We start from the raw sequence: 25,915 nt of genomic DNA, 5'->3' as shown, positions 1-25,915 counted from the left end.
GGCGCGTGGGGAGACTTGATAAAATGCGTATCCAACTGATGATCGCGGCTATCGTCGCAGGGCTTATGCCCGCAGCGGTGCTCGCCGACGACGAGACGCCCCCGGTCGTCAACGGCCAGACCTATGTCCAGCATCAGATCGTCGCAGCGAAAGCCCGCCACCCCGAGATCGTCGCGATTACCGTCATCGGCAAGCGCGAGAAAGGCGACGGCATGCTCGTCCTCGGTTCGACCGCCGACCGTACGACGGTCATGACCGCGGTCCCGGCACCGGCGGCCGACGCGGTGACGGGATCCACCGTGCGCGAGGCGTTCAACAGCAATTCGGGTCACCGGCTTGGCACAATCGAGCTCGTCTTCACGGGAGCGGCGAATGCGGCGACCGCAGTGGCGGTCCAGACCGAGCTTGCCAAGGCGACGCTGAGCGCGAAGAACGCCGCCGACCCGTGGCCGTTCGATTCTGCCTTTGGTCCGGATACCTATGCCCAGACGCTGGCGACCAAGACGATCGCCAAACATCCCGAACTTCTCGTGATGATGATCCACGCGACGCCGCCCGCCGGCAAGCACAACGTCATTATCGGCTCGAACATCGGCCGCTTCGGCAAGGCGGCGGACGAGGACGACCTGCGCGTAATCGACAAGGGGTCGACCAATCTTGAGGTCGGTGGCGACAACGACCGGTTCGAGACCGAATTGCCGCTGAATGACGCCAAGGGCCACCGGATCGGCGCGCTTGGGCTCGTTTTCCCGTTCAAGGTCGGCGACGACAGAGAAGCGATCCACCGGAAGGGCCTCGCGATCCGCGACGAGGTCGCCGCCGCAATCCCGAGCAGCGCCGCGCTGTTCGCCCCCACCAAGTGATTTTGCCGGAGATGACGATGACCCTGCGTTCCCTGTTTTCCGGTGCCGCCCTGCTCGCGTTTGCCGCGCCCGCGCTTGCCGCCGCGCCACTTCAGCTGTCCGGCAGTACCGATCTTCCGGGGTATACCGGCGACTTCGATCACTTCGCGATCGATGAGAAGGACAGGACACTGTTTCTCGCTGGCGAAGAGAGCGCCGAACTCGAGGCGCTTGACCTGAACAGCGGCAAGGTCAAGACGCGGCTGAAGGGCTTCGGTACGCCGCACTCGCTCCATTATATGCCAGCGGCGAACGAGCTGCTGGTTATCGACGGCGACAAGCCGTCGCCGGTGCTCGACGCGACGACCCTCAAGACGAAGCGAACCTATCCGCTGCCGAAGGGCGCGGATTCGACCGGTTTCGACCCCGCCAGCGGGCACCTCTGGGTCGTCACCGGCGGCAAGGATGTGCCGCTTCCCGACAGCCGGCTCATCGAGATCGATCCGGTCACCGGCAAGGTCTTCAAGTCGGTCCACTTCGACGCCGACCACGTCGAGGCGATGGCGATCGGGTCCAAGCTGTGGATCAACGTCACCGACAAAAACGCGATCGCGGTCGTCGATATGAAGGCGGGCACGATCGCCGCGACGTGGCCGTTCACTGTCGCCGAGCAGAACGCATGCGCCGCCTATGACGCGACGACCCACCGGCTTTTCATCGTCAGCCGCAAGCCTGGCAAGCTCGTCGTCATCAACGTCGACACCGGTGCGACGGTCGCGACGTTCGACGCGCCGGGCAAGACCGACCAGGTGACGTGGGATGCCGCAAACCGCCGCATCTATGCCACTGGCGGCGAAGGGTACATCACCGTCATCGAGCAGGACAGCGCTGACAAATACCACGAGGCAGCCAAGATTCTAAGCATCCCCGGCGCGAAGACGGCGATCCTCGATCCAATTCGCCATCACTTGTGGGTTGCCGCATCGCCGGGCGAGACGAAGGCGATGGCCAAGGTCCTCCGCTACGACGTCGCGCCGCGCTAGACGAAATACGATCGCCGGCAGGGCACCAGAAGGCCCGCCGGCACCCAGGGGAGGCACCAACCATGATTATCGATACCAGACTGACGGCAAGAACCATTCTCCGGTCGACCGCCGCGATCGCAGTACTGACGATCGCCAGCGCCGCGATCGCACAGGCCGGACCGACTCCCATTGGAGCGGTGGCACTCACCCCGGCCAACGCCGATCCCGACGACGCACCCGAGATCATCGTCACCGGCTCGGCACTGCCGACGACGCCCGATCAGGTTGCGGTCCCGGTGAGCATCATCGGCGCCGACGCGATTGCCAAAGGCGGCGTGAACAACAACGTCCTCGAACTCGTCCGCAAGCAGATCCCGTCCTTCGCCGGCCGGTCGAACGCGGGCAACAGCAATGCCAATAACACCAACCAGAACACCGCCGGCGGCAGTCAGGCGCAACTCCGGAATCTCGATACATTGGTCTTGATCAACGGCCGCCGCGCTGCGGTCAACGCGATTGCTGGGCTCGGCGGCAAGGTGTTCGTCGACCTCTCGCAGATCCCGGCCGGCGCGATCGAGCGCGTCGAGGTACTGACTGACGGCGCGTCCGCCACGTACGGCTCGGATGCAGTCGGCGGCGTCATCAACTTCATTCTCAAGAGCGACTACGAGGGCGCGCAGATCGATGGCCGCTACGGCTTCGCGCAGGGCGGATACCGCGAAAATAGCCTGAGCTTCACGATCGGCCACAATTTCGGGAAGGGTTTGAACGTCACCCTGTCGGGCAGTATCGTCAATTCCGATCCGCTCTATCAGAACCAGCGTTCATTCACGTCCCCGTTCTACAGCACGTCGACCGCGGTCCCGGGCTCGGTCGTCACGGGAGGCCTGTTCGGCGTTCTTGCCCCGGGCCTCACCAGCCCGTCGCAGACTAACCCGACCGGCCCCGCGGCAACGGCATCGAACTTCGCCGCGCTGGTCGCCAACGGCACCTACGTCAACACGCCCACCACGGTGTCGCCGCAGACCACCCCTTCGACCGCCCGAAGCAATATCGGCATTGCCGGCACCGGGATCGGCGGCACCTACGACCTGTCGCGTCTTCAGACGATCCTGCTGCAACAGAAGCAGAAGGCGCTTGCTGCGAGCGTGACGGCGAACATCGTCGACGATGCGATCGTCTTCTTCGGCGACGCGCAGATTGCGGAGAACAAAAGCTTCACCCAATTCCGGCCGGTGACCGTCGGCGTGACGCTGCCGCAGGGATCGCCATTCGACCCAGTCACTGGTTCGCTCGCCGGTGTGACCTTCGGTGTGCCGACGCTGCCGAAGCGTTATTACAATCGTAACGACAGCCTGCGCATCACCGCCGGGTTCAAGGGCAAGCTTGAGTTTATCGGGCCGTCGTGGAACTACGAAGCGGCGTACGTCCACAGTGCCAACGTCCTCGACCAGCGCCAGACCAATGTCATCTACGCACCGAACGTCGCGCGAGCGATCGCGGGCGGATATAATGCTGCCGGCGTGCCGACGCCCGGGGGTGCGTACAGCCAGGTCTATTCGTTCTTCTCATTAGCAAGTCCGTTCGTCATCATCCCGGCCCTCGATCCGCTGTCGCGGACGCCGAACGCTGCGGCGTTGGCGGCGATATACGGCACCGAACAACTCCACGCATCGAGTTATCTCGACTCGTTCGACGCCAAGATCACCGGCAGCCCGTTTGCCCTGCCGGGCGGAAAGGTCGCCGTTGCGATCGGCGGCGGGACGCGCAAAGAGTCGCTTACCGGCACCACCGACCGCAACGGGTACGTTCACACCGATCCAAATTATTGCAACGACGGCGGGACGCTGACGCCGAATGCGTCCACATGGACGGGCGGTCAGTCTGCCGACCCGTTCCCGGTGGTGTGCTCGACGAGCGCGGCCGGATCGAAGACGCCCGGCGGTCGTACGATCACCTCGGTCTTTGGCGAAGCGCGCGTGCCGATCGCCGGCGATAATTTCAGCTTTCCCGGCCTGCGCGAATTCGACCTCATCGGCGCGGTGCGCTACGAACATTATAGCGATGCAGGCGGTTCGACGGTACCCAAGATCGGCTTCTTCTGGCAGCCGTTCGACAAGAGCCTGACGCTGCGCGGCACCTATTCGCGGTCGTTTACCGCGCCGCCGCTGTATCAAGAGTACGGACCGGTCAATAACCGCCTCGCGGGTCCCGGCATCATCCCGGCAGCGTTCCCGGGTCTCGCGGCAGGCCTGTCGCCGGTGCAGGACGGCGTCAATCCCAACCTGAAACCGGCCAAGGCGCAGACCTATTCGATCGGCGCGGTGTTCAAACCGACCTTCGTGCCCAGGCTCCGCATCGAGGCCGACTATAGCTTCGTCAAGGAAAACGGCTTTCCCGGCGGAATAGGTTTCAGCAACATTTTCCTCGACGTCAACCAGAACGGCGCGGCTTCGCAGTTTGCGGGGAACATCGCAAAGGGCAATTTCCCGGGACAACCGGGGGCGATGCCGTTCGTCAACCCAGGCGACCTGCGCGCCTACCTCGCCGCCGATCCGGCAAATTACAACAACGTCTATGCGATCGACCGCTTCACCAACCTCGGCGGCATTCGCGTGCGAACCATCAACGCCGCGATCGACTATTTGGTGCCGACAAACCGCCTCGGCAGCTTCGAGGTCAATTCGGCGATCGCCTATTTTCTCAACTACAAGTTCCAGGTCATCCCGTCGCAGAAGTTCTATGAATACGCCGGCACCGCGACCAATGGCGGGACGGGGGTCCAAGGCATATTGCCGCGGTTCCGCTCGTACACCACGCTCGACTGGTCGCTCGGCAATTTCGACGTAGTCCTCGGCAACACCTATGTCTCGGCGGTTACCGATCTCGGGGTCGGCGGCATTACTTACGAAACCAACGCGGCAAAAACTCCGGCGACGTCGTTCGCCGGGCGAATCAAGCCCTATACCGCGTTCGACTTGCGTGTCGCTTATTCGGTCAGGGATCGTGACGGTCACCCAAGCGGGTTCTCGATCGCTGCGGGGGCGAACGACGTATTCAACCGCATGCCGCCGGTGTCGACCAGCGTGTTCACGCCGAGCGCCGCCTACACCGACAATACCGCCGACGTTTCGACCTATTCTCCGATCGGGCGTCTGGTCTATGTCCAGGCCTCGGTGAAGTTCTGACGCGACAAGGCCGCCTGGATAAAATGCTCTTCTTTCGGTCGGCCTCGCCCCGCCTCGTTGCCATCGTCCTCGCCGTGACAGCCAGCGGCTGCGCGCATTATCGGCCCGATCCGCCGCGGACGGCATCGGAGCTGTTCGCGGCGCCCGATACCGCTGGTCTGTCGGTCGCCGCGCAGTCGATCGACCGTCCATTCCTCGCGGCGCAACCGATTGACCTATCGACACCGCTGACGCTCAATGCGCTTGCGGTGATCACGGTGCTCGAAAGCCCCGAGCTCAAGGCGCTGCGGGCGAAGACCGGGGTCAGCGACGCGCAGGCATTTTCCGCCCGGCTGCTGCCCGATCCGACGACGCAGTTCGGCTATGACCAGCGACTGTCCGGACCCGACCCGTTCAACGGCCTCGCCGCGCAGCTCGGCTTCGACCTCAACCAGCTGCGTTTGAGCCGGGTTATCCGCGAAGCCGGTGACGCGAGCAAGCGCCAGGTCCGCCTCGACATGGCGTGGGCGGAATGGCAGGCGGCGGGTCAGGCGCGGCTGCTCGGCGTGCGGATCGTCGCGCTCACCGACGCCGCCGAGCTGTCCCGCGCGAGCGCGGAACAAGCGGCGAAGCTGCTCGACACGGCGCTCCGTGCAGCGGGACGCGGCGACCTAGGGGGAGCCGAGCTCGACATCCGGCGGCAAGCGGCGATTGACGCCAGCGACAAGGCGCGCACGGCCGAAAGCGCGCTCGTCGCGGCGCGAGGCGACCTCAACAAGCAGCTCGGCCTGCCGCCGACCTCGCGCCTGATCATCGCCGCGCCGCCGGCCCCACCCCCCATCCCGGAAGCCGATACACTCGTCGCGCTCGCGCTCGACCGGCGTCTCGACCTTGCGGCGTTGCGGGCGGGCTATCAGGCGCAGGAGGCCGAGACGCACAAGCAGGTCCTGCTGCAGTTTCCGACCCTGTCGCTGACCCTGTCTGGACTGAAGGATACCGCCGCGAATTATACCCTCGGGCCACAGGTTGGCTTCACGCTGCCGCTGTGGAACCGAAATCGCGGCGGTATCGCCGTCGCCAGCGCGACCCGGGCGCAACTCAAGGTCGAATATGCGGCGCGGTTGTTCGCGGCGCGTGCCGACATCGTCGATGCGGTCAATAACATCGCGACCGCACGCCGGCAGCGGACCGCCCTCGCCGAAGCGCTACCGCCATTGCAGCGCTATGCCGAGGCGACGGTCCGCGCTGGTAACCGCGGCGATCTCGCGCGTGCGACCGGCGAAACGGCGACGCAGGCGGTGCGCGACCGCGCACTGGCGCTCATTGTCCTCGACCAATCGATCGCCGAGCAGACGATCGCCCTTGAACTGTCGACTGGCACCCTCAGTGAAGGATGGACCCGATGATCCGGCTGACGCCTTTGGCGGGCGAGACGGCGCTGCTGTTGCTGCTGACAGCTTGCTCGTCGGCGCCCGACGCCACTGAGAAGCCAGCGGATCCCGTCGCGACGGTTCGAACCGCGGTTGCCACTCCGGGAAGTGCGGCGCAGACGGTCGCCCTGTACGGCGTGGCGGAAGCTGGGGCCGGTTCGGAGCGAGCGCTGGCGACCCTTGTCGAGGCGCGTCTGGTGCAGATCGCCGCGCCGTCGGGGACTGCCGTCCACGCTGGTCAGCTCATCGCCGTCCTCACCCCGACACCGACGACGCGGCTCGACGCGGCGAAGGCGGCGAGCGATGCGTCCGCTGCCAACCTTGCCCTCGCGCGCGCCAAGCGGCTCCGTGCCGACGGACTGATGAGCGACGCCGATGTCGAGACGGCGCGAACCGCCGCCGCTGCCGCCGCTGCGACGACGTCGGCCGCCGCCGCGCGTGCCGCGTCGCTGACGATCCGTGCGCCCGCCGACGGCACGGTTCAGGCGCTGACCGCTCGCCCGGGCGATATCATCGCCGCCGGGGTCGCGGTCGCAACGATCGCGACAAGAGGTGAGGCACGCGCCCGGTTCGGCATCGATCCGTCGCTCGCGGCGCAGGTTCGTCCCGGCCAGCCGCTCCAGATCACTCGGCTCGGCGGCGGTCCGCCGGTTGCAGGAGTCGTCGTCGGCGTCGATCCGCAGGCCGACACGACGACGCGGCTCGCCTCGGTCTTCGCGCGCTTCTCTGCCGGAAGCCGGGTTGGCCCGGGGGAAGCACTGGGGGCGGTGCTGCCGGTCGGCGGCGGCCCGACCGCGAGCGTTGTCGTACCCTACGCTGCCCTGCTCGACGACGGCGGTCGGAGCTATGTTTTCGTCGTCAAGGAGGGCGTGGCACGGTCGCGCAACGTCGTTCCCGGCAGCTCGGCGGGGGACAGGATCGCGATTGCCAGCGGCGTCGCGCCGGGCGAGCGTGTCGTTGTCGCCGGCGGGACGGCGCTCGACGACGGTATGAAGGTCAGGGACGCCGGTAAGTGACTTCGCTGCCGTCAGTAACACCCCTGCCCGCGCTGCGCCGCCACGCGCGGTCGATATGGCTCCTCGTCGCGCTAGTCACGCTCGCCGGACTGCTTGCGGCGTCGAAGCTGCCAGTGACGCTGTTTCCGCATATCGACTATCCGCGCGTCGTCGTCTCGATCGATGCCGGCGACCGCGACATCGCGCAGATGGCGGCATCGGTCACCCGTCTGGCCGAGATCGCGCTGCGCCAGATACCCGGCGTCACGCAGATTCGCTCGACGACGAGCCGCGGCACTGCGGAAATCTCCCTAACCTTCGCGTGGGGCGACGACATGGTCGCCGGGACTTTGGCGACCCAGGGCGCGCTGGCGACAATCCTGCCCGACCTGCCCGCCGGCACGCGCTTCAGCGTTCGGCGTTCCGACCCGACGATCTTTCCGGTCTATGGCCTCTCGTTAACCTCGGACCGGCGCAGCGGGGTCGAGCTGCAGCAGCTTGCCCGGCTTCGGCTCCGGCCGCTGCTGTCGACGGTGCCGGGCGTCGCCGGCGTCGATGTTCTTGGCGGCGGCACCCCCGAGATCGAGGTCGAGGCCGACCCCGCGCGCCTCGGCGCGATCGGCCTGACCAGCGCCGACCTTGCCGCGGCGCTCGGCGCGTCGAACAGCGTCGCCGCGGTCGGGCGGATAGAGGATCGCCACCGGCTCTACCTCACCCTCGTCGAGAACCGCGTCGTCACCGAGGCCGACATCGCCGCCGTGCCGATCAAAGCCGGGACGACCGGCGGTGCCGGCATCGTCACCCTTGGCCAGGTCGCGACCGTCCGGCGCGCATCGGCCCCCGCCTTTACCCGAGTGACGGCCGACGGCACCGACGCCGTTCTGATCAACGTCCGCCAGACGCCGACTGCCGACGCGATCGCGCTGGTCGCAGCAATACAGGACAAATTGCGCAGCGCGGGGCTGCCGACCGACGTCAAGGTCAGCCCGTTCTACGATCAGTCCGAGCTGGTCAGCGACGCCGCGACGTCGGTGCGCGACGCGATCCTGCTCGGCGCGGTGCTGGCGGGCTTGGTCCTGTTCGCCTTCCTGCGCAGCTGGCGGCTGATGGTGATTACCGCAACGCTGTTGCCGGCGGTGCTCGCGGCGACCTGCCTCGCGTTGCTCGCGCTCGGCATGAGCTTCAACATGATGACGCTCGGCGGAATGGCGGCGGCGGTCGGCCTCGTCGTCGATGACGCGGTCGTCATGCTCGAGCATCTGATGCGCCGCCTGCAGGAGGCGCACGGTCCCGACGGTAAGGCCGCCGCCGAACGGCCATCGATGCTCGCCGCCGCACGCGAGATGGGACGTCCGCTGATCGGTTCGACGCTGGCAACAATCGTCGTCTTCCTGCCGCTCGCCTTTATCAGCGGCGTCACCGGCGGCTTCTTCAAAGCACTTGCCGTGACGATGGTCGCGGCGCTCGGCGTCAGCCTCGTCTACGCGCGCTACGCCTTGCCGCTCGTCGCCGATGGCTGGCTCACGGTCAAGGATGCCGAAGCCGCCGAGCGTGCCGAGCGATTCACCGGCGGGATGACTCGGCGCTACGCCGAGGGCACGGCACGCCTGCTGCGCCGCCCGGGGCTGTTCGTCGCCATCACAGCACTGGTGCTAGCCGGGATCGGTGCGTTCTCATGGCTCCATGTCCAGTCGGGGTTTATGCCGAAGATGGACGAAGGCGGCTTCATCCTCGACTATAAAGCCAAGCCTGGTGCCGCGCTGAGCGATACCGACCGTCTGCTGCGCCAGGTCGAGGCGATCGTCCAGGCGACGCCCGAAGTCGCGAGTTACTCGCGCCGCACCGGCGTCCAGCTCGGTGGCGGGTTGACCGAACCCGACGAAGGCGACTTCTTCATCCGCCTCAACAGCGGCAGCCGTCGCAACATCGAGGAGGTGATGAGCGAGATCGCCGCCAAGGTCGCGGCACAGGTTCCCGGTCTCCAGGTCGAAACCGCGCAGTTGATGGAAGACCTGATCGGCGACCTGACGGCGGTCCCCCAGCCGATCGAGGTCAAGCTGTTTGGCGACGATGCCGAGCAACTCGCCAAGTCGGCGGAAAATGTTGCCAGCAGCATCGCCAAAATTTCCGGCGTCGTCGAGGTCAACAACGGCCTGCGCGTCGCCGGCGACGCGATCACGATCGAGGTCGACAGGGGTGCGGCGTCGCTCGCCGGGCTCGATCCCGACGCGGTGACCAAGCAGGTCACCGCCGAGATCGAGGGCAGCATCGCGACGCAGGTCCGGTCGGGCGAAGAGGTCATCGACGTCCGCGTCCGGCTGCCGCGCGACCTGCGTCAGCGGACCGACGCGCTCGCCGCGCTGCCGCTTCGCGCGACCGACGGGCGGACGGTCACGCTCGGCCGGATCGCCAAGATCGGCATCGCCGCCGGTCAACGCCAGATCACGCGCGAGGACCTCGCTCCGTTCATCCCGGTAACGGCGCGGCTTGAGAACCGCGACCTCGGCAGCGCGATCAAGGCGGTCAAGGCCAAGGTCGCCAGCCTTCACCTCCCCGCCGGCATCCGCGTTGAATATGGCGGGCTGTACGCGCAACAGCAGCAGTCGTTCACCGATCTTGCGGGAGTCTTCGCTGCGGCGCTGTTGCTGTCGGCGCTGCTCTTGACCTTCCTGTTCGAACGCTGGGTGTTTACCGTCGCGGTCATCGCGACCGTTCTGCTCTCCGCCTGTGCGGTGCTCGGCGGGCTGTGGCTGACCGGCATCGAACTCGACATCGCGGCTCTGATGGGGCTGACAATGGTCATCGGCATGCTGACCGAACTCGCGATCTTTTTCCTCGCTGAGATCGATATCAATGAGGCAATCACAGGGCCAGTGCTCCTCGCCGCCGGCCGGGCGCGCTTACGCCCCATTGTGATGTCGGCGCTGATCGCCATCCTGACCCTGCTGCCCCTCGCGCTCGGTCTTGGGCGAGGCGCGGGTTTGCAGAAGCCATTAGCGACCGCGATCATTTTCGGCCTCGGCGTGGGTGCGGCGTTGATCGTTGTTCTGCTGCCGGCAATCCTGCTGCTTCTTGGCCGCGATCGGCCGATAAAGTCCGCCAGCAAGACGCGGACGTCGTAGGCCGTCAGCAGCCCCGAGGATGAGCGCCCTGAGCGCAATCGGGTCGGCGTGGTCATTGACGCGAATGACGATGCGGACACTGCCGCCATATGGGCGAAAGCAGGCGTCAGGGCGTCGGTCGGGACGCGTATGGTCAGCGTCAGCCACGCCGCGGTCAGCGCCGTCAGGACAACAGACGACCCGCAACAGCGCAAGTAGCGGACCAGCCGAGGCGCGGCCGCCCGCGCGCGCGCCAGCGGCTGAGACCAATTAAGATGCGTCGCCCCAGAACCGCGATCACGGAGGCGACGGCGATAGTCAGCAACCGCCGATGATGATCACGGCATAATACACGCCGAGATGGAGCAGCCTGAGCGTCAGCCCGGCGGTAATGGCCCCTAGATTAGGTCCTGCCTTGTGAGGGCGATCGCCGGGTGCATGGCTTGAGCCACGGTCCACTGAGGGGCGCGGCGTCGCCTACTGTCCAGACCGCGATGTCAATCCTGAAAGCGAGTTTAGACAACCCTTTTGCAGGCCGCACGTTCGTCGCAGCACACTTACCAGTGGAACGCGAGTTGAACACTACGGCGGCGATTATGATAAATTTACCAAGGCTGCTTGAGACGATACAGATTGATGGGCTGCCTCGTCGGTCGGCTGCGCCGGCGGGATTGCGCGCTCAAGCCGTGTCTCCGAGTTTCGTGACGGGTTGGTTGATTGTGAGCACGTCATCCGGTGGTTTGAGCAATATGATCGCCTTGGCGGCGACAAAATCGGGCTGGCGATCGACGCATCCAACGAGAGCGCCTCGACGACCTCTGACAAGTACAGGAAGAGCAGTATGCGATCGACAAAACATCAGTGGCAACCCGTGAGATGATTCAGCTGGCGCGGACCTTTTCGGACATTTTAGCTGATCTCAATAACGGTAATTTGGTTTCCGCTGGTGTCAGTCCCAGTGTTCCGGTCAACTAAGCTGACGCTTCGCCGGTGCGGGACCGTGCTGGCCGCTTTGGCTCCCGCATTGATCGCTGTGGCGTGCGTTCCTTCGGGGCATATGACACGTTATCAGGCACCGGTGCCGACGTTCGACCCGATCGCATTTTTCGCCGGTCCAACCCAGGGTCACGGAAGTCTTGCTGTAGCCTTTTCGGGGAGTAAGCCAACGCTTGTTGAAGGCCATGGGGTGGTTGAGGCCGATGGCTCGCTCCGCCTCGAGCAGACCGTGCGCGTTGGTGACAAGGCTGCAACCCGACGCACCTGGCATCTTTATCGTGTCGCAGCGGGTCGCTACTCAGGGACACTGAGCGATGCGAAGGGTCCGGTTTCCGGGGATGGTACAGGCAATCAGTTGCACCTCAGCTTCGCTATGCGAGGCGGTTTGCAAGCGGAGCAGTTTCTATACCTCCAGCCCGGCGGACAGGTCGCTCGTAACCGTATGGTCATCAGGAAACTTGGCGTCCCCGTCGCCAGTCTCGACGAGACAATCTTCCGGCGACCCTCTTGATGATCTCCGGCGGCCACGTGAAACGCAGAGCTCCCGTCGTGCTTCTTATTCTCTGGAGGCTGAAGGATTCCTCGTTCGTCTCGATCATGGAAAATATGTGCGCGCAGTAAGAGCTCTGCTGAAGTGGATCGCACCGCGCCTTCGCCGACTAAGGGTTCAAACGACATACCTTTGGCGTCATCGTCGACTTGCGAAACTCGACGCTCCGGAGCTAATGACGGAGCATATACAGTGCAGAAAGCTGTCTGACCGCGACCCTCGTCTGCCGCTGCTCGCGGACAAAGTACTGGTAAAAGCGAGGGTCGGCGAGCGGATCGGTGACCGATGGCTTGTCCCGACCCTATGGCGCGGCGTTCGCCTTCCGCGTGACGCGGCGTGGCAGATGCCCTTCGTGGTCAAGTCGCGGCACGGTTGCGGACATGTATGCGTCGTGCACAACGACGCCGATTATCGTACCGCGCTTCGTCGGTCGCGGCGATGGATGGCCGGTCGCTATGGGCGCTGGCTCGATGAGTGGCTCTACGGGGAGATCGAACTTGGTCTGCTCGTCGAACCCTTCCTCGGGAAAGGTTTTACTCTGCCGCTCGACTATAAGCTGTTCGTCTTTGGTGGCCGGGTGCGATACGTTCAAGTTCATCTCGATCGAGCCACAAACCACCGATGGATCGTTTTCGATCTTGAATGGCATCGTGTCTCCCAACCGGTCGCCGAGCTGGATCCGGTGCCCCCTGTATCGCTTCCTCAAATGATCGTAGCAGCAGAGGAACTGGGCCGCGATTTCGATTTCGTGCGCGCGGATTTTTACGAAATCGACGGACATCCGCTGTTCGGCGAACTGACGTTTTATCCAGGGTCCGGTCTCGAGCCGCTCGAACCAGCATCGCTTAACAAGGCTATGGGTGCCTGGTGGTCGGCAGTTCGCAAAGATCAGCCTCTCGTTGAATATCGGTATTGAATGCGACCCAATAGTCTCGCCAAGGAGACCGACTAGATCCAGGACGCCGCAACATACGGGAAATGTGATTTTGATGCGACCCTGTGGAAATGTTAAAGCTGACGAAAGCGATGGCCGTCGGAAGTCAAGGACACGCCGGTCGCCTGATGCGCGAATTGCGCAACCTATGTGGGAGGACTCGCTGGCTGCGCCAAGGCTGTCGTGCCGAGCGCAATCGCGGCAAGCACGCCGATGCTAGCTGCGGCGGCAATGAATGACTTCGTACTGGTCATGCTACCTCCGCGCCTGAATTGAAAGGTCTAGTTACGGCGTGGATCACCGACGGTAATCGCAGCGTCCTGTGCTTGGCTGACTGACCGTATAGAGGCGCGTCGGAAAACTCATGTCGAGCGAATAAACGGCCCGTACGCTCAGACTGAGATGCAGCCTTGGCATTGAGCAGCGGCTGCACGTTTCGCTGAAATTGTTTCGGTTCAGGCGTTGAACGACCGTAAGCGCTGTGCTGACCCCACCTTGTTGAGGACGGCGTAACCCGCGAGTCCTGCTGGTCCTTGGGCTGGCGGTGCTGATGCTATGATGATGTCATGTGACGATGCTAGCGCGATGGGCGGACGTGCGGCGCGGATTGAGGTTTTCACCGGTACGAGGCGGCGGCGACCCTGGTCCGATGATGAGAAGGCGCGGATCGTTGCAGAGAGCTATGCTGGCGACGGCATCACCGTCTGTGACGTGGCGCGCCGCAACGGCATCTGCCCCAGCCAGCTGTTCACTTGGCGGCGGCAGTTGCGCCGCCCGGTGGAGACCGCCGAACCGCTATTGTTTGTGCCGGCGATCGTCGAGCCTGAAGCCGCTCCGGCGCCGCTACCGGCACAGCGGCAGCAGCGTCGCCGATTAGCTCGCCGCGGCAGTAGCCCAGCCCCGATCGAGGTGAGCATGGACGGCATTTCGGTGCGGATCGGCCGGGGCGCTGACGCGACTCTGATCGCTGCTGTACTCGATGCGCTGAAGGGCAGCCGATGACAGGACCGGGCCCCGCTGGCGCAACCCGGGTCCTAGTCGCGACCCGACCGGTGGACTTTCGCAAGGGGATGGACGGCTTGGCGGCGCTGGTGACGGCCCAGCTCGGCGGCGATCCGTTCTCGGGTGTTGTCTATGTGTTTCGCGCCAAGAAGGCCGACCGGGTAAAGCTGATCTGGTGGGACGGCACCGGCCTGTGCCTGATGGCCAAGAAGCTGGAAGCCGGCGCCTTTAGTTGGCCATCCGTGCATGACGGCATGATGCGAGTGACCGCCGCCCAGCTCGGCGCCTTGCTCGAAGGCCTGGACTGGCGCCGCGTGCATCAGGCAAGGCGCACGCGAGTACCGCAGATCGCGGGATAACGCGTTGTATCTGCGGTAGATTGACTCGGCTTTCCGGAAGTCCTCGACGCGCGTGCGCGCGCGTGATTCACTGCCCCTATCATGCTCGCCGCAGCTGATCTCCCCGACGATCCAGAGGTGCTCCGCGCCATGATCGTCGCCGCCAACGCCAGGACGGCGCTTCTTACGGCGGAGGTCGAGCGCATCAACGCCGACGTGGAGTTGAGGGCGATCGCCCAGGCCGAGGCCGATGGCGAGATCGCGCGGCTGAACAGCATCATCGCGGCCTTCATGCGCCACCGCTTCGGACCCCGTTCGGAGAAGCTCGACGACGACCAGTTCGAGCTGGTGCTCGAGGATCTCGGTATCGCCATCGCCAAGGTGGAAGCCAAGCTCGATGCCGCCAGTTCGGCCAAGGCGCGGGCCGAGAAGCAGCGCCGTACCAACCGCGGCCAGCTGCCCGCGCATCTCGAGCGCGTCGAGCAGCTGATCGACGTCGACAGCAAGCAGTGCGCCTGTTGCGGCGGCGACCTCCATGCCATCGGCGAGGACGTGGCCGAGCGTCTCGACAAGGTTCCAGCAAGCTTCCGCGTGTTGGTAACGCGTCGCCCGCGCTATGCTTGCCGGTCGTGCGAAGGCGAGGTGGTGCAGGCGCCAGCACCGCCGCGGATCGTCGAAGGCGGGCTGCCGACCGACGCGCTGGTCGCCCAGGTGCTGGTCTCCAAGTACGCCGACCATCTGCCTCTCTACCGCCAGGCCCAGATCTACGCCCGTCAGGGCGTCAACCTCGACCGCTCGACGCTGGCCGACTGGACTGGCCGGGCTGCCTGGTGGCTTACCCCGCTGCGCAACCACCTGCTCGCCGTTTTGAAGCGGGGACCACGGCTGTTCGCCGACGAGACGACGGCACCGGTGCTCGATCCGGGACGACGACGTACCAAGACCGGGCAGATCTGGGCGTATGCGCGGGACGACCGGCCATGGGGCAGCGCCGATCCGCCGGCAGTGGCATTCATCTACGCGCCCGACCGGAAGTCCGAGCGGCCACTGGCGCATCTCGCCGGATTTAGCGGCATCCTGCAGGTCGATGGCTATGCCGGCTACAACAAGCTCGGCCGCCGCAATGACGTGGCGCTGGCGTTCTGCTGGGCCCATGTGCGCCGCAAGTTCTTCGAGCTCGCCAAGGCCGACGCCTCACCAACGGCCACCGAGGCGTTGCAGCTGATCAAGGCACTCTACGCCGTCGAGGACGCGATCCGCGGTCAGTCGCCGGACATGCGCCGGTCGGTTCGTCAGGAACAGAGCCTGCCGATAATCATCGCCCTGCACCGGTTGCTGACCGCGCGGCTCGGCCTGGTCAGTGCCAAGAGCAAGCTCGCCGAAGCGATCCGCTACGCGACCACGCGCTGGACAGGCCTGACGCTGTTCGTCGACGACGGCCGCGTCGAGCTCGACAGCAACATCGTCGAGCGCGCCATCCGGCCTATTGCCCTCAATCGCAAGAATGCCCTGTTTGCCGGCTCCGACGACGGCGGCGAGAACTGGGCCGTCATCGCCAGCCTCATCGAGACCGCCAAGATCAACGCCGTTGACCCGCTCACCTGGCTGACTGACACCCTCGAGCGCCTCGCCCGCGGCCACTCCAGCCAAAACCTCGATCAGCTCATGCCCTGGAACTTCCGCAGCTAAAGGGCCTCAGAACATCGCTTACGAACGACCAGTGTCGTCCGGCGCTTCCGAAAAACATCATCTGCGACGAAACACTCCATGCGATGTGCGCAAAGATTTGGATGCTCCGTGCTGCTGATTTGCAGATGCGCTCCGAGCCATGATGAGGTCGTGACTCCTTTTTCACATCTCACATTTCATAATCCTGCTCGTGCTGCGCCGCTCAGCCCGCCGCGACCCCGAATAGCCGACCGACCCCTGCTGTCACCGCCATCGCCAGCGCTCCCCAGAATACGACGCGGATAACCGCCGGGGCGAGCTTCGCACCGCCAGTCTTCGCTCCCGCCCCGCCGAGCACCGCAAGCAAGACCAGCGCGACCGCGACCACCGCGTAAAGAAGCGTCGATGCTGGCGCCAAAAGGACGGTCAGCACTGGGCAGATACCGCCCGACACGAACGATGCCGCGCTTGCCAGTGCCGCCTGGACCGGGTTGGCTGCCGATACCTCTGTGATCCCAAGCTCGTCGCGTGCATGCGCCCCGAGCGCGTCCTTCGCCATCAGCGCGGCCGCGACCTCTTTCGCCAAGGTCGAACTCAGGCCGCGCTTGATGTAAATCGCGGCGAGTTCACGCGCCTCGCCGCGCGGGTCGACGCGCTGCTCCTCGGCTTCGCGGGCGAGGTCGGCGGCCTCGGTATCGGCCTGGCTGCTGACCGAAACATATTCGCCGGCTGCCATCGACATCGCGCCGGCGGTCAGCGCGGCAATGCCCGCGAGGAGGATGGTGTGGGCTCCTGGCTTGGCGGCGGCGACGCCGACGATTACGCTCGCGGTCGACAGGATGCCGTCGTTTGCGCCGAGTACGGCGGCGCGCAGCCAACCAATGCGAGTAATGAGATGCTGCTCTTGGGCTGGAGACGAGGTCATGGAAACGATTCACTTATCGCCGTCGAGCGTGAGTCGACGTCGGCACCGATAGGCGTCGCAACTGCCCGCAACTAGCGTCTGTCCAACGAGCCCATCCAAAGTACTAAAACCGTGTTGCGAACTGCAATCCACCGCCACTGCTGTCGCCGTAGGCGGTTAGGCGTGTGGTCTGGTTCAGATGGCGAGTAAACAGATGCGCCGAGCCCTCGCCGATCGCCGCGCCGGCCACCGCATCGTACCAATGGTGGTCGCGCGTATGGACACGGGCGAAGCCGACGACGGCCGCGAGGGCTTCGAACGGCAGCCCGACCCTCCAGCCGTAGCGCACGTCAAGGTAGCCGGCACCGGCAAAGGCGATCGAGGTATGCGCCGAGGGAAACGAATGCTCGCCGCCATTCGGGCGCTGTTCCTTGACTGAGTACTTGAGCGCCTCAGTGGCGGCGACCGTCAACGCTCCGGTCTCCGCGAGTTCGATCAGTCCGGCGCGATCGTTTTCGAAAAGCGAGATGCCGCCGGCCGCGAGCGGGATGCCAATCTCTCCAACGTTGGCGAAGCCGTGCCAGAACTTGTCACTCGCCGCGGCGGGGGCGGCCGTCGCTGCTGCAATGGCGAGGGCGGCACAAAGGTCGACAAGGCGCGGCATGGTAACTCCCGGGACGAGCAGGCAAGGCCGCACGCCTAGCGCCCATTCGAAGCGGGCCAATATAAATTCGGGTTCAGAATTCGCCCCCAGGCCCCACTAGGGCGACCGCACTGCCCTGCCCGGCAAAGCGCAGCGTGAAGCCGTGGAGATCGCCGATCGCCTTGACGAGGCTGAGACCGAGACCCGCCCCCGCATAATCGTGTGCGCCGCGGTAGAAACGCTGGGTGACGAGCGACCGCTCGGCGGCGGGCACTCCCGGGCCGTCGTCGGTGACAGTAATGACGGGGACGTCCCCCTCTTGACGTAGCGACAGCACCACGCGCCCGCCGGCTGGTCCGAATTTCATCGCATTGTCGAGGAGGTTGGCGACCGCCTCGATCAACAGGCTCGCATCGCCATCGACCGCGATCACCGGTTCGATATCGCAGACCAGGTCGATGCCGCGATCCTCGGCGATCGGCCGGTAGAGATCGCACGCATCCTCCACCAGACGCGCCAGGTCGACCGGGGCGAAGCGGCTGCGACGAGCGTGGTCTGCGAGTTCGCGGATACGCAGCAACGCGGCGACGATCCCAAGTAACTGGTCGATTTCAGCAAGGGCGGCATCACCCGCCATGGCGAACGCGGTCGGGTCGGTCGCTTCGCGCAGGCTGCGCTCGATACGGGCGCGCAGCCGGGTCAGCGGTGTCCGCAATTGATGCGCGATGTCATCGCCGACGCCGCGAACATCGGCGACCAGAGACTGCACGCGGTCGAGCATCGCATTGATATGCGCGCATAACACCCCGAAGCTGTCGGGATGTGCCTCAACCGCGAGCCGCTGGTGGAGATGGCCGGCGACGATGTGCTCGGTCAAGGATCGCACCGCATCGACCTGCTTCGCCGCGCGCCGCCCAGCGACGAGGCCGAAGCCGACCGCGAGGAGAAGGCCAGGGAGAAGGCCGAACATCAGCGACCGCTCAACGACGCGCAGCGCCTCCTCGGCATCGTCGAGGTCGACGCCGGTCAGCAGTCGCGTCCCGTTGGGCATCGCGCAGACGGCGAGCCGAGCGACGTCGCTGTCCTTGCCGGGCAATTCGGTCGGCTCCACGGTAGCAATGACCGACGCCGTGCCGGTCGCTGTGACGGGAAGCCGCGCAACGTTGCCCTCGATCGGCGCGCCGCTCGGCGTGAACAGGCCGATGAAGCGATCACGGTGAATGTCGCGGGCCAGCATCGCACGCACCTCCGTCCGGCGCTTGGGCGGCGTGAGTGCGGCGAGGCGGCTGCAATCGACCGCGAAGATGCGTTCGACCGCGCGCTGGTGACCCCCGGCTGCGAGGAGCCAGAACAGCGTGGCGGTAATCAACGACTGCCCAACCAGCATCGCCGCAATCGCCCCGCCCCAGCGCAACGTCGCGAGTGCCCGCGGACTAAGCGACGACATTGAAAACATATCCTTGGCCGCGCACGTTGCGGATTAGCTGTGGCTCGCCATCTCCGTCGACCTTGCGGCGCAAGCGGCCGATATGGACATCGACGACATTGCTGTTCGGCTCGAAGGTATAGCCCCAGACGTCGCGAAGGAGCATGGATCGCGTCACAATCCGGTCGGGGCGGCGGATGAGATAGTCAAGTAGCTTCAGTTCTCGGGGCAGCAACTCAAGCCGCCGCCCCGAGCGCGTCGCAGTTCCCGCGAGCAGATCGAGGTCGAGTGGACCGACGATTAATCGCGTATCGCGCGTCTCGTTCGGCCGCCGCAGCAATGCCTCGATGCGCGCGACGAGTTCAACCAGCGCGAATGGCTTCGGCAGGTAATCGTCGCCGCCCGCGCGCAATCCGCGGACGCGGTCGTCGAGGCTGCCGAGCGCGCTAAGGACGAGCGCGGGCGTGCGCCGTCCCTGGCTCCGCAACCGGGCGATCAGCTCCAGCCCCTCACCGTCGGGAAGCTGGCGGTCGACAATAAGCAGGTCGACGGTATCGTCCAGGGCGGCGGCTAAGCCCTCGGCCGCAGTCGCCCGATGGGTCACGCCGTAGCCGTTGCCGGTGAGCTCGAGAGTAATCTCGTGCGCGGTTCCAGCATCGTCCTCGATGAGTAGGATATGCGTCACGATGTCCTATTCGCAGTCCGCCTCCCGGACCGTCAACTGAATAGCATTTCAGACTCTGAACCCGGATTTAGTCGACCGCGCCGAATGACGGTTGCTAGCACCGGCGGCCAAACTTTCGGGAGCATAATTTGATGCGGACCGCCGCCATGGTCCTTCGGACCGGCGTAAGAATGATGTGCGCCGTAGGGCTGACCGTCGCAACATTTCCTGCGGCCGCTGCCTCTGCCGATACCGACGGCGCGGTTAGCATCGACCGGCTGGTCGACGACGTCGTCGCCAACAACGCCGAGCGGCAGTTCTATGAACGCGAACTGGCTGCTGCACGGATCGGGCGCACGGCGGCGGGTCGGCTGGCCGATCCCGAGTTGATCGTCGAGTTCGGTGAGAAGACGACCAGCGGTGTTCTACCGTCCGGCGGCGGGAACGGCGGCGGCACCCTGGGCCCGGGGCAGGCCTATCAGGTGTCGATCGTCCAGCCGCTCGAATTCAACGGCCGGATCGCGCTGCGCCGGGCCATCGCCGACCGCCAGATCGACATCGCCGTACTCGGCTACCAGCAATACACCGCGACGCTGGCGGCGCGCGCGCGGACGCTCGCCTACACGCTGTTCACCGCATCGGCGAAGGTCGATGCGGCCAACGCTGTCGCGACCCGGATCGAAGGCGTCGCCGCGGTGACCGTGCAACGCGACATCGCAGGGCCGTCGCCTTTGATCGCCGCGCGCATCCTCGAGGCCGGGGCACTGATCGCGCGGCGGCAGGCCGAAACCGCGATCGCGGATTACAACTCCGCGCTGTATGAGCTCAATCAGCTTCGCGGGACGCCGTTCGCATCGCGCATTCGCCTGATCACCCCGCCGCTCGACTTGCCCGCGCTGCCGCCGCCAGCGGTGCTGGTCGAGCAGGCGCAGACGCGCAATTTCGAAATTCGCAGCCTGCAAGCCGAACTCGACCAGCAAGGCCTCAAAGTTTCGCTGGCGCGGCGATCGCGCGCCGGACTGGTCAGCGTCGGGCCTTATTACCGGCAAGAGACCGCAGGAACGACTGATCGCTTCGCCGGCATCCACGTCACCATGCCGCTGCCCGTGTGGAACCGCCAGGCCACCGACGTCGCTATCGAACAGGGCCGCGTCGCGCAGGCAGAGTCGTCACTGTTCGCGCAGGTACGGACTGTCGAGCGGAGTCTGTTCGATCAGGCGGCAATCTACCGCGCGCGGAGCGCAAGCCTTACCCGGCTCCCGGCCAACAGCGCCGCGCGTTTCCGCGAGATGGCCGACCTTGCTGAACGCAGCTACCGCCTCGGCGCGGTGACGGCGACCGTCTATCTCGATGCGCAGCGCCAGTATCTCGATGCGGAGACGGCCATCCTCGACACGCGGCGCGAGGCGCTCGCGGCCAGGCTGCAGGTCGATGTCCTCACCGGCAACACGACCGGCGACGCCCGGTGATAGGCACACTGGTCGATTGGTCGACGCGCCAGCGCGGCGTCGTGCTGTTGCTGCTCGCGCTGCTCCTCGCCGCCGGGGGCTATGCCCTCTACACGTTGCCGATCGAAGCGGTGCCCGACATCACCGGGGTCCAGGTCCAGGTGAACACGCCGGTCGCCGCGATTGCGCCCGAAGCGGTCGAGCAGCGCGTCACCATCCCGCTCGAACGCGCAATGATGGGCGTCCCCGGACTGACCGAAATGCGGTCGATCACCAAGTTCGGCCTCTCGCAGCTTACGCTCGAGTTCGAGGACGGCACCGACGATGTCCGCGCGCGGACGCTGGTGTCGGAACGGCTCCAGCAGACATCAGCGATGCTCCCGCCCGACGCGCAGCCAACGCTCGCGCCGATTTCGCCCGGGCTCGGCGAGATCTTCTACTATACGCTCGATTGGGCACCAGGCGCGAAGGCCAAGCCCGCCGACCCGCAGCAAGCGCTGATGGACCTGTACGAGGCGCAGGAATATATCGTCAAAATCGCCCTGCGCGGCGTCAGGGGTGTCGCCGAGATCAACAGCAACGGCGGGCTCGAAGCACAATTCCTCATTCAGCCGCGCCCCGAACGCCTCGCCGCAGCGGGGATGACCTTTGGCGATCTCGCCGACGTCATCAGCCAGAACGTCGAGGATTCGGGCGGCGGCGCGATCACGCGCGGCCCCGAACGCCTGACGATCCGGACGACCGGCAAGGTCCAAAGCGTCGACGACATCGCCCGGCTGCCGGTCAAGTTCGCCGCCGGGGTCCTGCCGCTGACCGTTGGCGACCTCGCCAAGGTCGATATCGGTTCGCGCATTCGCACCGGTGCGGCGACGATGAACGGGCATCAGGCGGTGCTCGGCACCGTTATGATGCTCATCGGCGAGAACAGCCGCGCGGTCGCGATACGCGTTTCGGCGGCGATCCCCGGCATCCGCGCGTCGCTGCCGCCGGGCATGACGCTGACCGTCGAATACAGTCGCGCGACGCTCGTCGACAAGACGATCGGCACGGTCGAGAAGAACCTTTCCGAAGGCGCAATCTTCGTCTGCGTCGTCCTGCTCGTCGTCCTAGGGAACTGGCGCGCCGCGCTCCTCGTCGCGCTCGTCATCCCGACCGCGTTCCTGTTCGCCATCGGCGGGATGCGGATCGGCGGCGTGTCGGGCAATCTGATGAGCCTCGGCGCGCTCGATTTCGGGATGATCGTCGACGGCGCGATCGTCATCGTCGAGAACTCGTTGCGGATGATGACGGTTCGTCGGGCCGACAAGTGCAGCGACCTCGATCCCGAGGAACGTCGCGTCGCGGTGGTCGACGCCGCACGCCAGGTCGCCGGGCCGATGGTGTTCGGGGTCGCGATCATCACTCTTGTCTACGTGCCCGTGCTGTCGCTGACCGGGGTCGAGGGCAAGACCTTCCACCCGATGGCAATCGCGGTGATGCTCGCGCTCGTCGGCGCACTGGCAATCGCGCTGACGCTCGTGCCGATGTTGACCGCATGGTTCCTGCGCCCGTCGGGCAAGGCGGGGCATGAGGACCGCGACAGCTGGATCGTCCGCCGGGCGACGAAGCTATACCGTCCGGCACTCGACTTCGCTTTAACACGAACGCTCCTGGTTTCGATCGTCTCGCTGGCCCTCGCCGTCGGGGCGTTCGCACTGTTTTCCGGTCTCGGCGCCGAGTTCGTCCCCAAGCTCGACGAAGGGTCGATCACGACGATGGTCTACAAGCCGGTTGGCACCAGCCTCGACAAGTCGCTGGCGATGGAGATTGCCAGCGAGCGCGCGATCATGCGGCGCTTCCCGCAGGTGACGAGCACCTTCTCGCGCATCGGCACGAGCGAGGTCGCGACCGACCCGATGCCGCCGAACGAGAACGACCTCTACATCTTCTACAAGCCCGAGGCCGACTGGCCCAAGGGTGACGGCCAGCCGGATGACAAGCCGGCATTGATCAAGGGCATTGAGGACGTGCTCGACAAGCAGGTTCCCGGCCAGACCTTCGAATTCGCCCAGCCGATCGAGATGCGCTTCAACGAGATGCTCCAGGGCACGCGGTCGGACGTCTCGGTCAAGATCTTCGGCGAAGACTATGACACGCTCGAAAAACTGACCGCGCAGATCGCCAAAGTGCTTAAGGCGACCAAGGGCGTTGGCAGCGTCGAGCCTGAATCACACGGCCGCACCAGCACGCTCGAACTCGAGATCGATCGCGCCGCGCTTGCTCGCTACAATCTGACGCTGGCGGCGGCGAACCGCGCGGTTTCCACCGCGCTCGCCGGCCGGACGACGGGGTCGATCCTCGAAGAAGGCCACCGCCACGACGTCGTCGTCCGCATGACCGAGCTCGAGCGGGCGAGCGACACCGCGATCCTCGACCTGCCTATCCGCGTCGGCACCGACGGCCTCGTCTCGCTCGGGCGGATCGCGACAATCAAGACCATCAAGACCGTCGACCCGATCATGCGCGACAATTCGAGCCGACGTGCGGCGCTAATGGTCGGGATCGGCGACCGCGACGTCGAGAGCTTCGTCACCGAGGCGCAACAGGCGATCGCCAAGCAGGTCAAGCTGCCCAAGGGCTACCACGTCGAGTTCCAGGGCCAGTTCCGCAACCTCGAGACCGCGCGCACGCGCCTTACGATCGTGGTTCCCGCCGCGCTCGCCTTTATCTTCGTCCTGGTCTGCTTCGCGCTCGGCAGCGCGCGTCAGGCAATCATCGTCTTCACCGGCATCCCACTCGCCGTGACAGGTGGCATCTATGCCTTGGCGTTGCGCGGCATGCCGTTCAGCATCACCGCCGCGATCGGCTTTATCGCGCTGCTCGGGATCGCAATGCTCAACGGGTTGGTCATGCTCAGCCACATCAACATGCTGCGTTCAGACGGCAAGTCGCTCGACGATGCGGTTCACGAAGGGTCGCTCGACCGGCTGCGCCCAGTGCTCGCGACCGCCTTGGTAGCGAGCCTCGGCTTCATCCCAATGGCGATCGCGACCGGCCCGGGGGCCGAGGTTCAGCGTCCGTTGGCGACCGTCGTGATTGGCGGGGTCATCACCTCGACGTTGCTCACTTTGCTTCTGCTGCCGGCGCTCTATCGTTGGATGGAGCGTCAAGCCGAAAGACCCGCCGCGAAAGCCGAGCCGGCGCGGCACGACCATCCGAGTCTGCAACCAGCCGAATAGGCTGGCGCGCGGGCCTTGCGACGGCTGGATAATATAACGCCTGAGGCGCTTGAGAGGTTGGTCGAACGCCGCTAGTGCGCAAATCTGGGTCGACTCCAGGCCCGACCGCTTCGGGCAAACGGAACGTGAAAGCAGACATCCATCAAACTGGCTGCGGGATCCCTAAGACCCAAGATCAAACGTTCAGCGGCAAATGACGGTTGGTCAAAAGCAGTCGTTCGGTCATCTCGGTCGCATGGCTGGATTCAGGCGCCCTCTTGCCATCATGACCGCCTCCAGTCCGCGAAGCCTTGCCGCGGCTCACCGTTTGGCAGCTTGCAGCATATGCTCAAGGCCCTTGCCGACGCGGATGTCGCCACGAATGCGAAGTCAGAGATGCATTGGCTCATTGTTCCAACCGAAACGTAGGTGGCGCTCTAGCGCACCGCCCGGTGGATCCTGACTGTCAGCCCTATTTCATTCTTCCATTTAGACATCTGATCGGTCGAGGGCCGATCGCTCCGCTGGCAATGGCGAGCGGCGATGCGTGGCTGAATTGTCACAAGTTTCGCCTTTGCGACGTGCGACAATTATGATCATTGGCTTAACAACATCGGCGCTTGACGATCATCTTCGTCAGGGGTCGCGATGGATAAAATAGCAGGCGATTGCGCGCGGTATGAAAAGTTCCGGCATGGTCCGGGTCGGTGATGATCGCGCAAATGCCGTCCGACGCGGCGGATATGCTTGCGAGTGCCAGGGGCATCGGCTTCGACAAGTGCATCTATGGGATCGATGAACCCGACGGCGTGATTGATCCGCCGTGGCGGCTGACGGGATCGGGCCTGACCGACCGCTACCGCAGCGAGTATCTCGACCGGGTCAATCAGGATCCGATGCGGCGGATGGTGGCGCGCGGCGAGATCGTCGTCGCCAACACGCCGATCGTCTGGGAGAATGACGGGTCGCGGCTGTCGATCTCGCCCGACCGGCGGCTGTCGGCGAGCGACACCGCGATGCTGCGCTGGTTCCTCGCGCAGGGCATGCGGACCGGCATCGCCTTCCGCATCCGCATGCCGCAGGGCCGATGCGCGTCGATCAATTTCTTCTGCGCGAGCGAGCACACCGCCGATGATCTCGATCGGGCGATGCAGGTGCTGTTTCTGATCGGCCACCGCCTTCACGCGCGGCTCGAGCCGACCTCCCCCGAGCCGCGCGACAAGCTGCTGTCGCGGCGCGAAAGCGAATGCCTTGAATGGATCGCGCGCGGGCTGGGCAATCGCCAGATCGCCGATACGCTCGGACTGTCGGTCGATACCGTCAAGGAACACGTCCACAGCCTGTTCATCAAGCTCAAGGCGACAAGCCGCGCGCACGCCGTGACGCGCGGGCATAGCCTGTCCTACCTCGACTAGACCGAGCCCCGCCCCCCTAAACGTGGGGGTAGGGTAAGCGATCCCGCACCCATAACCTTCAGGTCGAAATTGGGGAGCAACAAGGGCCGGAACGGTCCGCAAAATACGCCGTGACGCATGCAGTCGACGCGAGGCCAACGAGCCGTGCGGACGAGCATAATCGCAGCGCC

General features: G+C 65.3%; 18 protein-coding genes. 14 read left to right on the top strand and 4 right to left on the bottom strand.

Annotated features, from left to right (window positions below):
• Positions 1-23 precede the first annotated feature (23 nt).
• From KTC28_RS21180 to tnpC, 11 genes are all read left to right on the top strand, one after another.
• Complete coding sequence (locus KTC28_RS21180) at positions 24-863, top strand: hypothetical protein (RefSeq protein ID WP_216711357.1); 840 nt, start codon at positions 24-26, stop codon at positions 861-863.
• A gap of 17 nt (positions 864-880) precedes the next feature.
• Positions 881-1,885, top strand: coding sequence for a YncE family protein (locus KTC28_RS21175; protein ID WP_216711356.1), 1,005 nt, complete (start codon positions 881-883; stop codon positions 1,883-1,885).
• Positions 1,886-1,947: 62 nt separating this feature from the next.
• On the top strand, positions 1,948-5,055 hold the full coding sequence (locus KTC28_RS21170; RefSeq protein WP_216711355.1) for a TonB-dependent receptor domain-containing protein: 3,108 nt from the start codon (positions 1,948-1,950) through the stop codon (positions 5,053-5,055).
• A gap of 23 nt (positions 5,056-5,078) precedes the next feature.
• A complete protein-coding gene (locus KTC28_RS21165; protein WP_216711354.1) occupies positions 5,079-6,440 on the top strand; it encodes a TolC family protein in 1,362 nt (453 codons plus the stop codon).
• A complete protein-coding gene (locus KTC28_RS21160; RefSeq protein ID WP_216711353.1) occupies positions 6,437-7,480 on the top strand; it encodes an efflux RND transporter periplasmic adaptor subunit in 1,044 nt (347 codons plus the stop codon). Before KTC28_RS21165 ends, KTC28_RS21160 begins: the two co-directional genes overlap by 4 nt.
• Positions 7,477-10,581 carry an efflux RND transporter permease subunit gene (locus KTC28_RS21155; RefSeq protein WP_255602533.1) on the top strand — a complete coding sequence of 1,035 codons (3,105 nt, stop codon included), beginning with the start codon at positions 7,477-7,479 and terminating at the stop codon, positions 10,579-10,581. Before KTC28_RS21160 ends, KTC28_RS21155 begins: the two co-directional genes overlap by 4 nt.
• Positions 10,582-11,617: 1,036 nt before the next feature.
• On the top strand, positions 11,618-12,067 hold the full coding sequence (locus KTC28_RS21150; RefSeq protein WP_216711352.1) for a DUF3833 family protein: 450 nt from the start codon (positions 11,618-11,620) through the stop codon (positions 12,065-12,067).
• Between the two features lie 214 nt (positions 12,068-12,281).
• The gene (locus tag KTC28_RS21145) at positions 12,282-13,022 is read left to right on the top strand and encodes an ATP-grasp fold amidoligase family protein (RefSeq protein ID WP_216711351.1); all 741 of its coding nucleotides are present in this window, start codon (positions 12,282-12,284) and stop codon (positions 13,020-13,022) included.
• Between the two features lie 573 nt (positions 13,023-13,595).
• Complete coding sequence (gene tnpA / locus KTC28_RS21140) at positions 13,596-14,042, top strand: IS66-like element accessory protein TnpA (protein ID WP_216711350.1); 447 nt, start codon at positions 13,596-13,598, stop codon at positions 14,040-14,042.
• Entirely contained in the window at positions 14,039-14,401 is a 363-nt protein-coding gene (gene tnpB / locus KTC28_RS21135; RefSeq protein ID WP_223132327.1) for an IS66 family insertion sequence element accessory protein TnpB, read from the top strand. Before tnpA ends, tnpB begins: the two co-directional genes overlap by 4 nt.
• An 81-nt stretch (positions 14,402-14,482) precedes the next feature.
• Positions 14,483-16,069, top strand: a complete 1,587-nt coding sequence (gene tnpC, locus KTC28_RS21130) for an IS66 family transposase (protein ID WP_223132326.1) — start codon at positions 14,483-14,485, stop codon at positions 16,067-16,069.
• Positions 16,070-16,271: 202 nt separating this feature from the next.
• Here tnpC and KTC28_RS21125 read toward each other — a convergent pair whose 3' ends face one another.
• The 4 genes from KTC28_RS21125 to KTC28_RS21110 form a co-directional block, all read right to left on the bottom strand.
• The gene (locus KTC28_RS21125; RefSeq protein WP_216711511.1) at positions 16,272-16,973 is read right to left on the bottom strand and encodes a VIT1/CCC1 transporter family protein; all 702 of its coding nucleotides are present in this window, start codon (positions 16,971-16,973) and stop codon (positions 16,272-16,274) included.
• Between the two features lie 103 nt (positions 16,974-17,076).
• Positions 17,077-17,676, bottom strand: coding sequence for a phosphatase PAP2 family protein (locus tag KTC28_RS21120; RefSeq protein WP_216711510.1), 600 nt, complete (start codon positions 17,674-17,676; stop codon positions 17,077-17,079).
• 13 nt (positions 17,677-17,689) lie between these two features.
• Entirely contained in the window at positions 17,690-19,042 is a 1,353-nt protein-coding gene (locus KTC28_RS21115) for a sensor histidine kinase (RefSeq protein WP_255602532.1), read from the bottom strand.
• The gene (locus KTC28_RS21110) at positions 19,029-19,706 is read right to left on the bottom strand and encodes a response regulator transcription factor (protein WP_216711508.1); all 678 of its coding nucleotides are present in this window, start codon (positions 19,704-19,706) and stop codon (positions 19,029-19,031) included. Before KTC28_RS21110 ends, KTC28_RS21115 begins: the two co-directional genes overlap by 14 nt.
• 131 nt (positions 19,707-19,837) lie before the next feature.
• Here KTC28_RS21110 and KTC28_RS21105 point away from each other — a divergent pair, with 131 nt between their 5' ends.
• The 3 genes from KTC28_RS21105 (at position 19,838) to KTC28_RS21095 (ending at position 25,745) form a co-directional block, all read left to right on the top strand.
• The gene (locus tag KTC28_RS21105; protein ID WP_255602531.1) at positions 19,838-21,154 is read left to right on the top strand and encodes a TolC family protein; all 1,317 of its coding nucleotides are present in this window, start codon (positions 19,838-19,840) and stop codon (positions 21,152-21,154) included.
• Positions 21,151-24,351, top strand: coding sequence for an efflux RND transporter permease subunit (locus KTC28_RS21100; RefSeq protein ID WP_216711507.1), 3,201 nt, complete (start codon positions 21,151-21,153; stop codon positions 24,349-24,351). The genes KTC28_RS21105 and KTC28_RS21100 overlap by 4 nt, the downstream gene beginning before the upstream one ends.
• A 689-nt stretch (positions 24,352-25,040) precedes the next feature.
• Positions 25,041-25,745, top strand: coding sequence for a helix-turn-helix transcriptional regulator (locus KTC28_RS21095; RefSeq protein WP_216711506.1), 705 nt, complete (start codon positions 25,041-25,043; stop codon positions 25,743-25,745).
• The last annotated feature ends 170 nt before the right edge of the window (positions 25,746-25,915 follow it).

Origin of the sequence: Polymorphobacter megasporae, from assembly GCF_018982885.2 — a bacterium.
Lineage (GTDB): Bacteria > Pseudomonadota > Alphaproteobacteria > Sphingomonadales > Sphingomonadaceae > Polymorphobacter_B > Polymorphobacter_B megasporae.
The sequence above is the reverse complement of the archived record's forward strand: the minus strand, read 5'-3'. Positions and strand labels throughout refer to the sequence as shown.

Excerpts from the sequence above, each read along its gene's own strand:
- KTC28_RS21095 (WP_216711506.1), top strand. The coding sequence starts at position 25,041 with ATGATCGCGCAAATGCCGTCCGACGCGGCGGATATGCTTGCGAGTGCC.
- KTC28_RS21165 (WP_216711354.1), top strand. The coding sequence starts at position 5,079 with ATGCTCTTCTTTCGGTCGGCCTCGCCCCGCCTCGTTGCCATCGTCCTC.
- KTC28_RS21180 (WP_216711357.1), top strand. The coding sequence starts at position 24 with ATGCGTATCCAACTGATGATCGCGGCTATCGTCGCAGGGCTTATGCCC.
- KTC28_RS21115 (WP_255602532.1), bottom strand. The coding sequence starts at position 19,042 with ATGTCGTCGCTTAGTCCGCGGGCACTCGCGACGTTGCGCTGGGGCGGG.
- KTC28_RS21125 (WP_216711511.1), bottom strand. The coding sequence starts at position 16,973 with ATGACCTCGTCTCCAGCCCAAGAGCAGCATCTCATTACTCGCATTGGT.
- KTC28_RS21105 (WP_255602531.1), top strand. The coding sequence starts at position 19,838 with ATGCGGACCGCCGCCATGGTCCTTCGGACCGGCGTAAGAATGATGTGC.
- KTC28_RS21145 (WP_216711351.1), top strand. The coding sequence starts at position 12,282 with ATGACGGAGCATATACAGTGCAGAAAGCTGTCTGACCGCGACCCTCGT.
- KTC28_RS21150 (WP_216711352.1), top strand. The coding sequence starts at position 11,618 with ATGACACGTTATCAGGCACCGGTGCCGACGTTCGACCCGATCGCATTT.
- KTC28_RS21160 (WP_216711353.1), top strand. The coding sequence starts at position 6,437 with ATGATCCGGCTGACGCCTTTGGCGGGCGAGACGGCGCTGCTGTTGCTG.
- tnpB (WP_223132327.1), top strand. The coding sequence starts at position 14,039 with ATGACAGGACCGGGCCCCGCTGGCGCAACCCGGGTCCTAGTCGCGACC.
- tnpC (WP_223132326.1), top strand. The coding sequence starts at position 14,483 with ATGCTCGCCGCAGCTGATCTCCCCGACGATCCAGAGGTGCTCCGCGCC.
- KTC28_RS21175 (WP_216711356.1), top strand. The coding sequence starts at position 881 with ATGACCCTGCGTTCCCTGTTTTCCGGTGCCGCCCTGCTCGCGTTTGCC.
- tnpA (WP_216711350.1), top strand. The coding sequence starts at position 13,596 with ATGATGATGTCATGTGACGATGCTAGCGCGATGGGCGGACGTGCGGCG.
- KTC28_RS21170 (WP_216711355.1), top strand. The coding sequence starts at position 1,948 with ATGATTATCGATACCAGACTGACGGCAAGAACCATTCTCCGGTCGACC.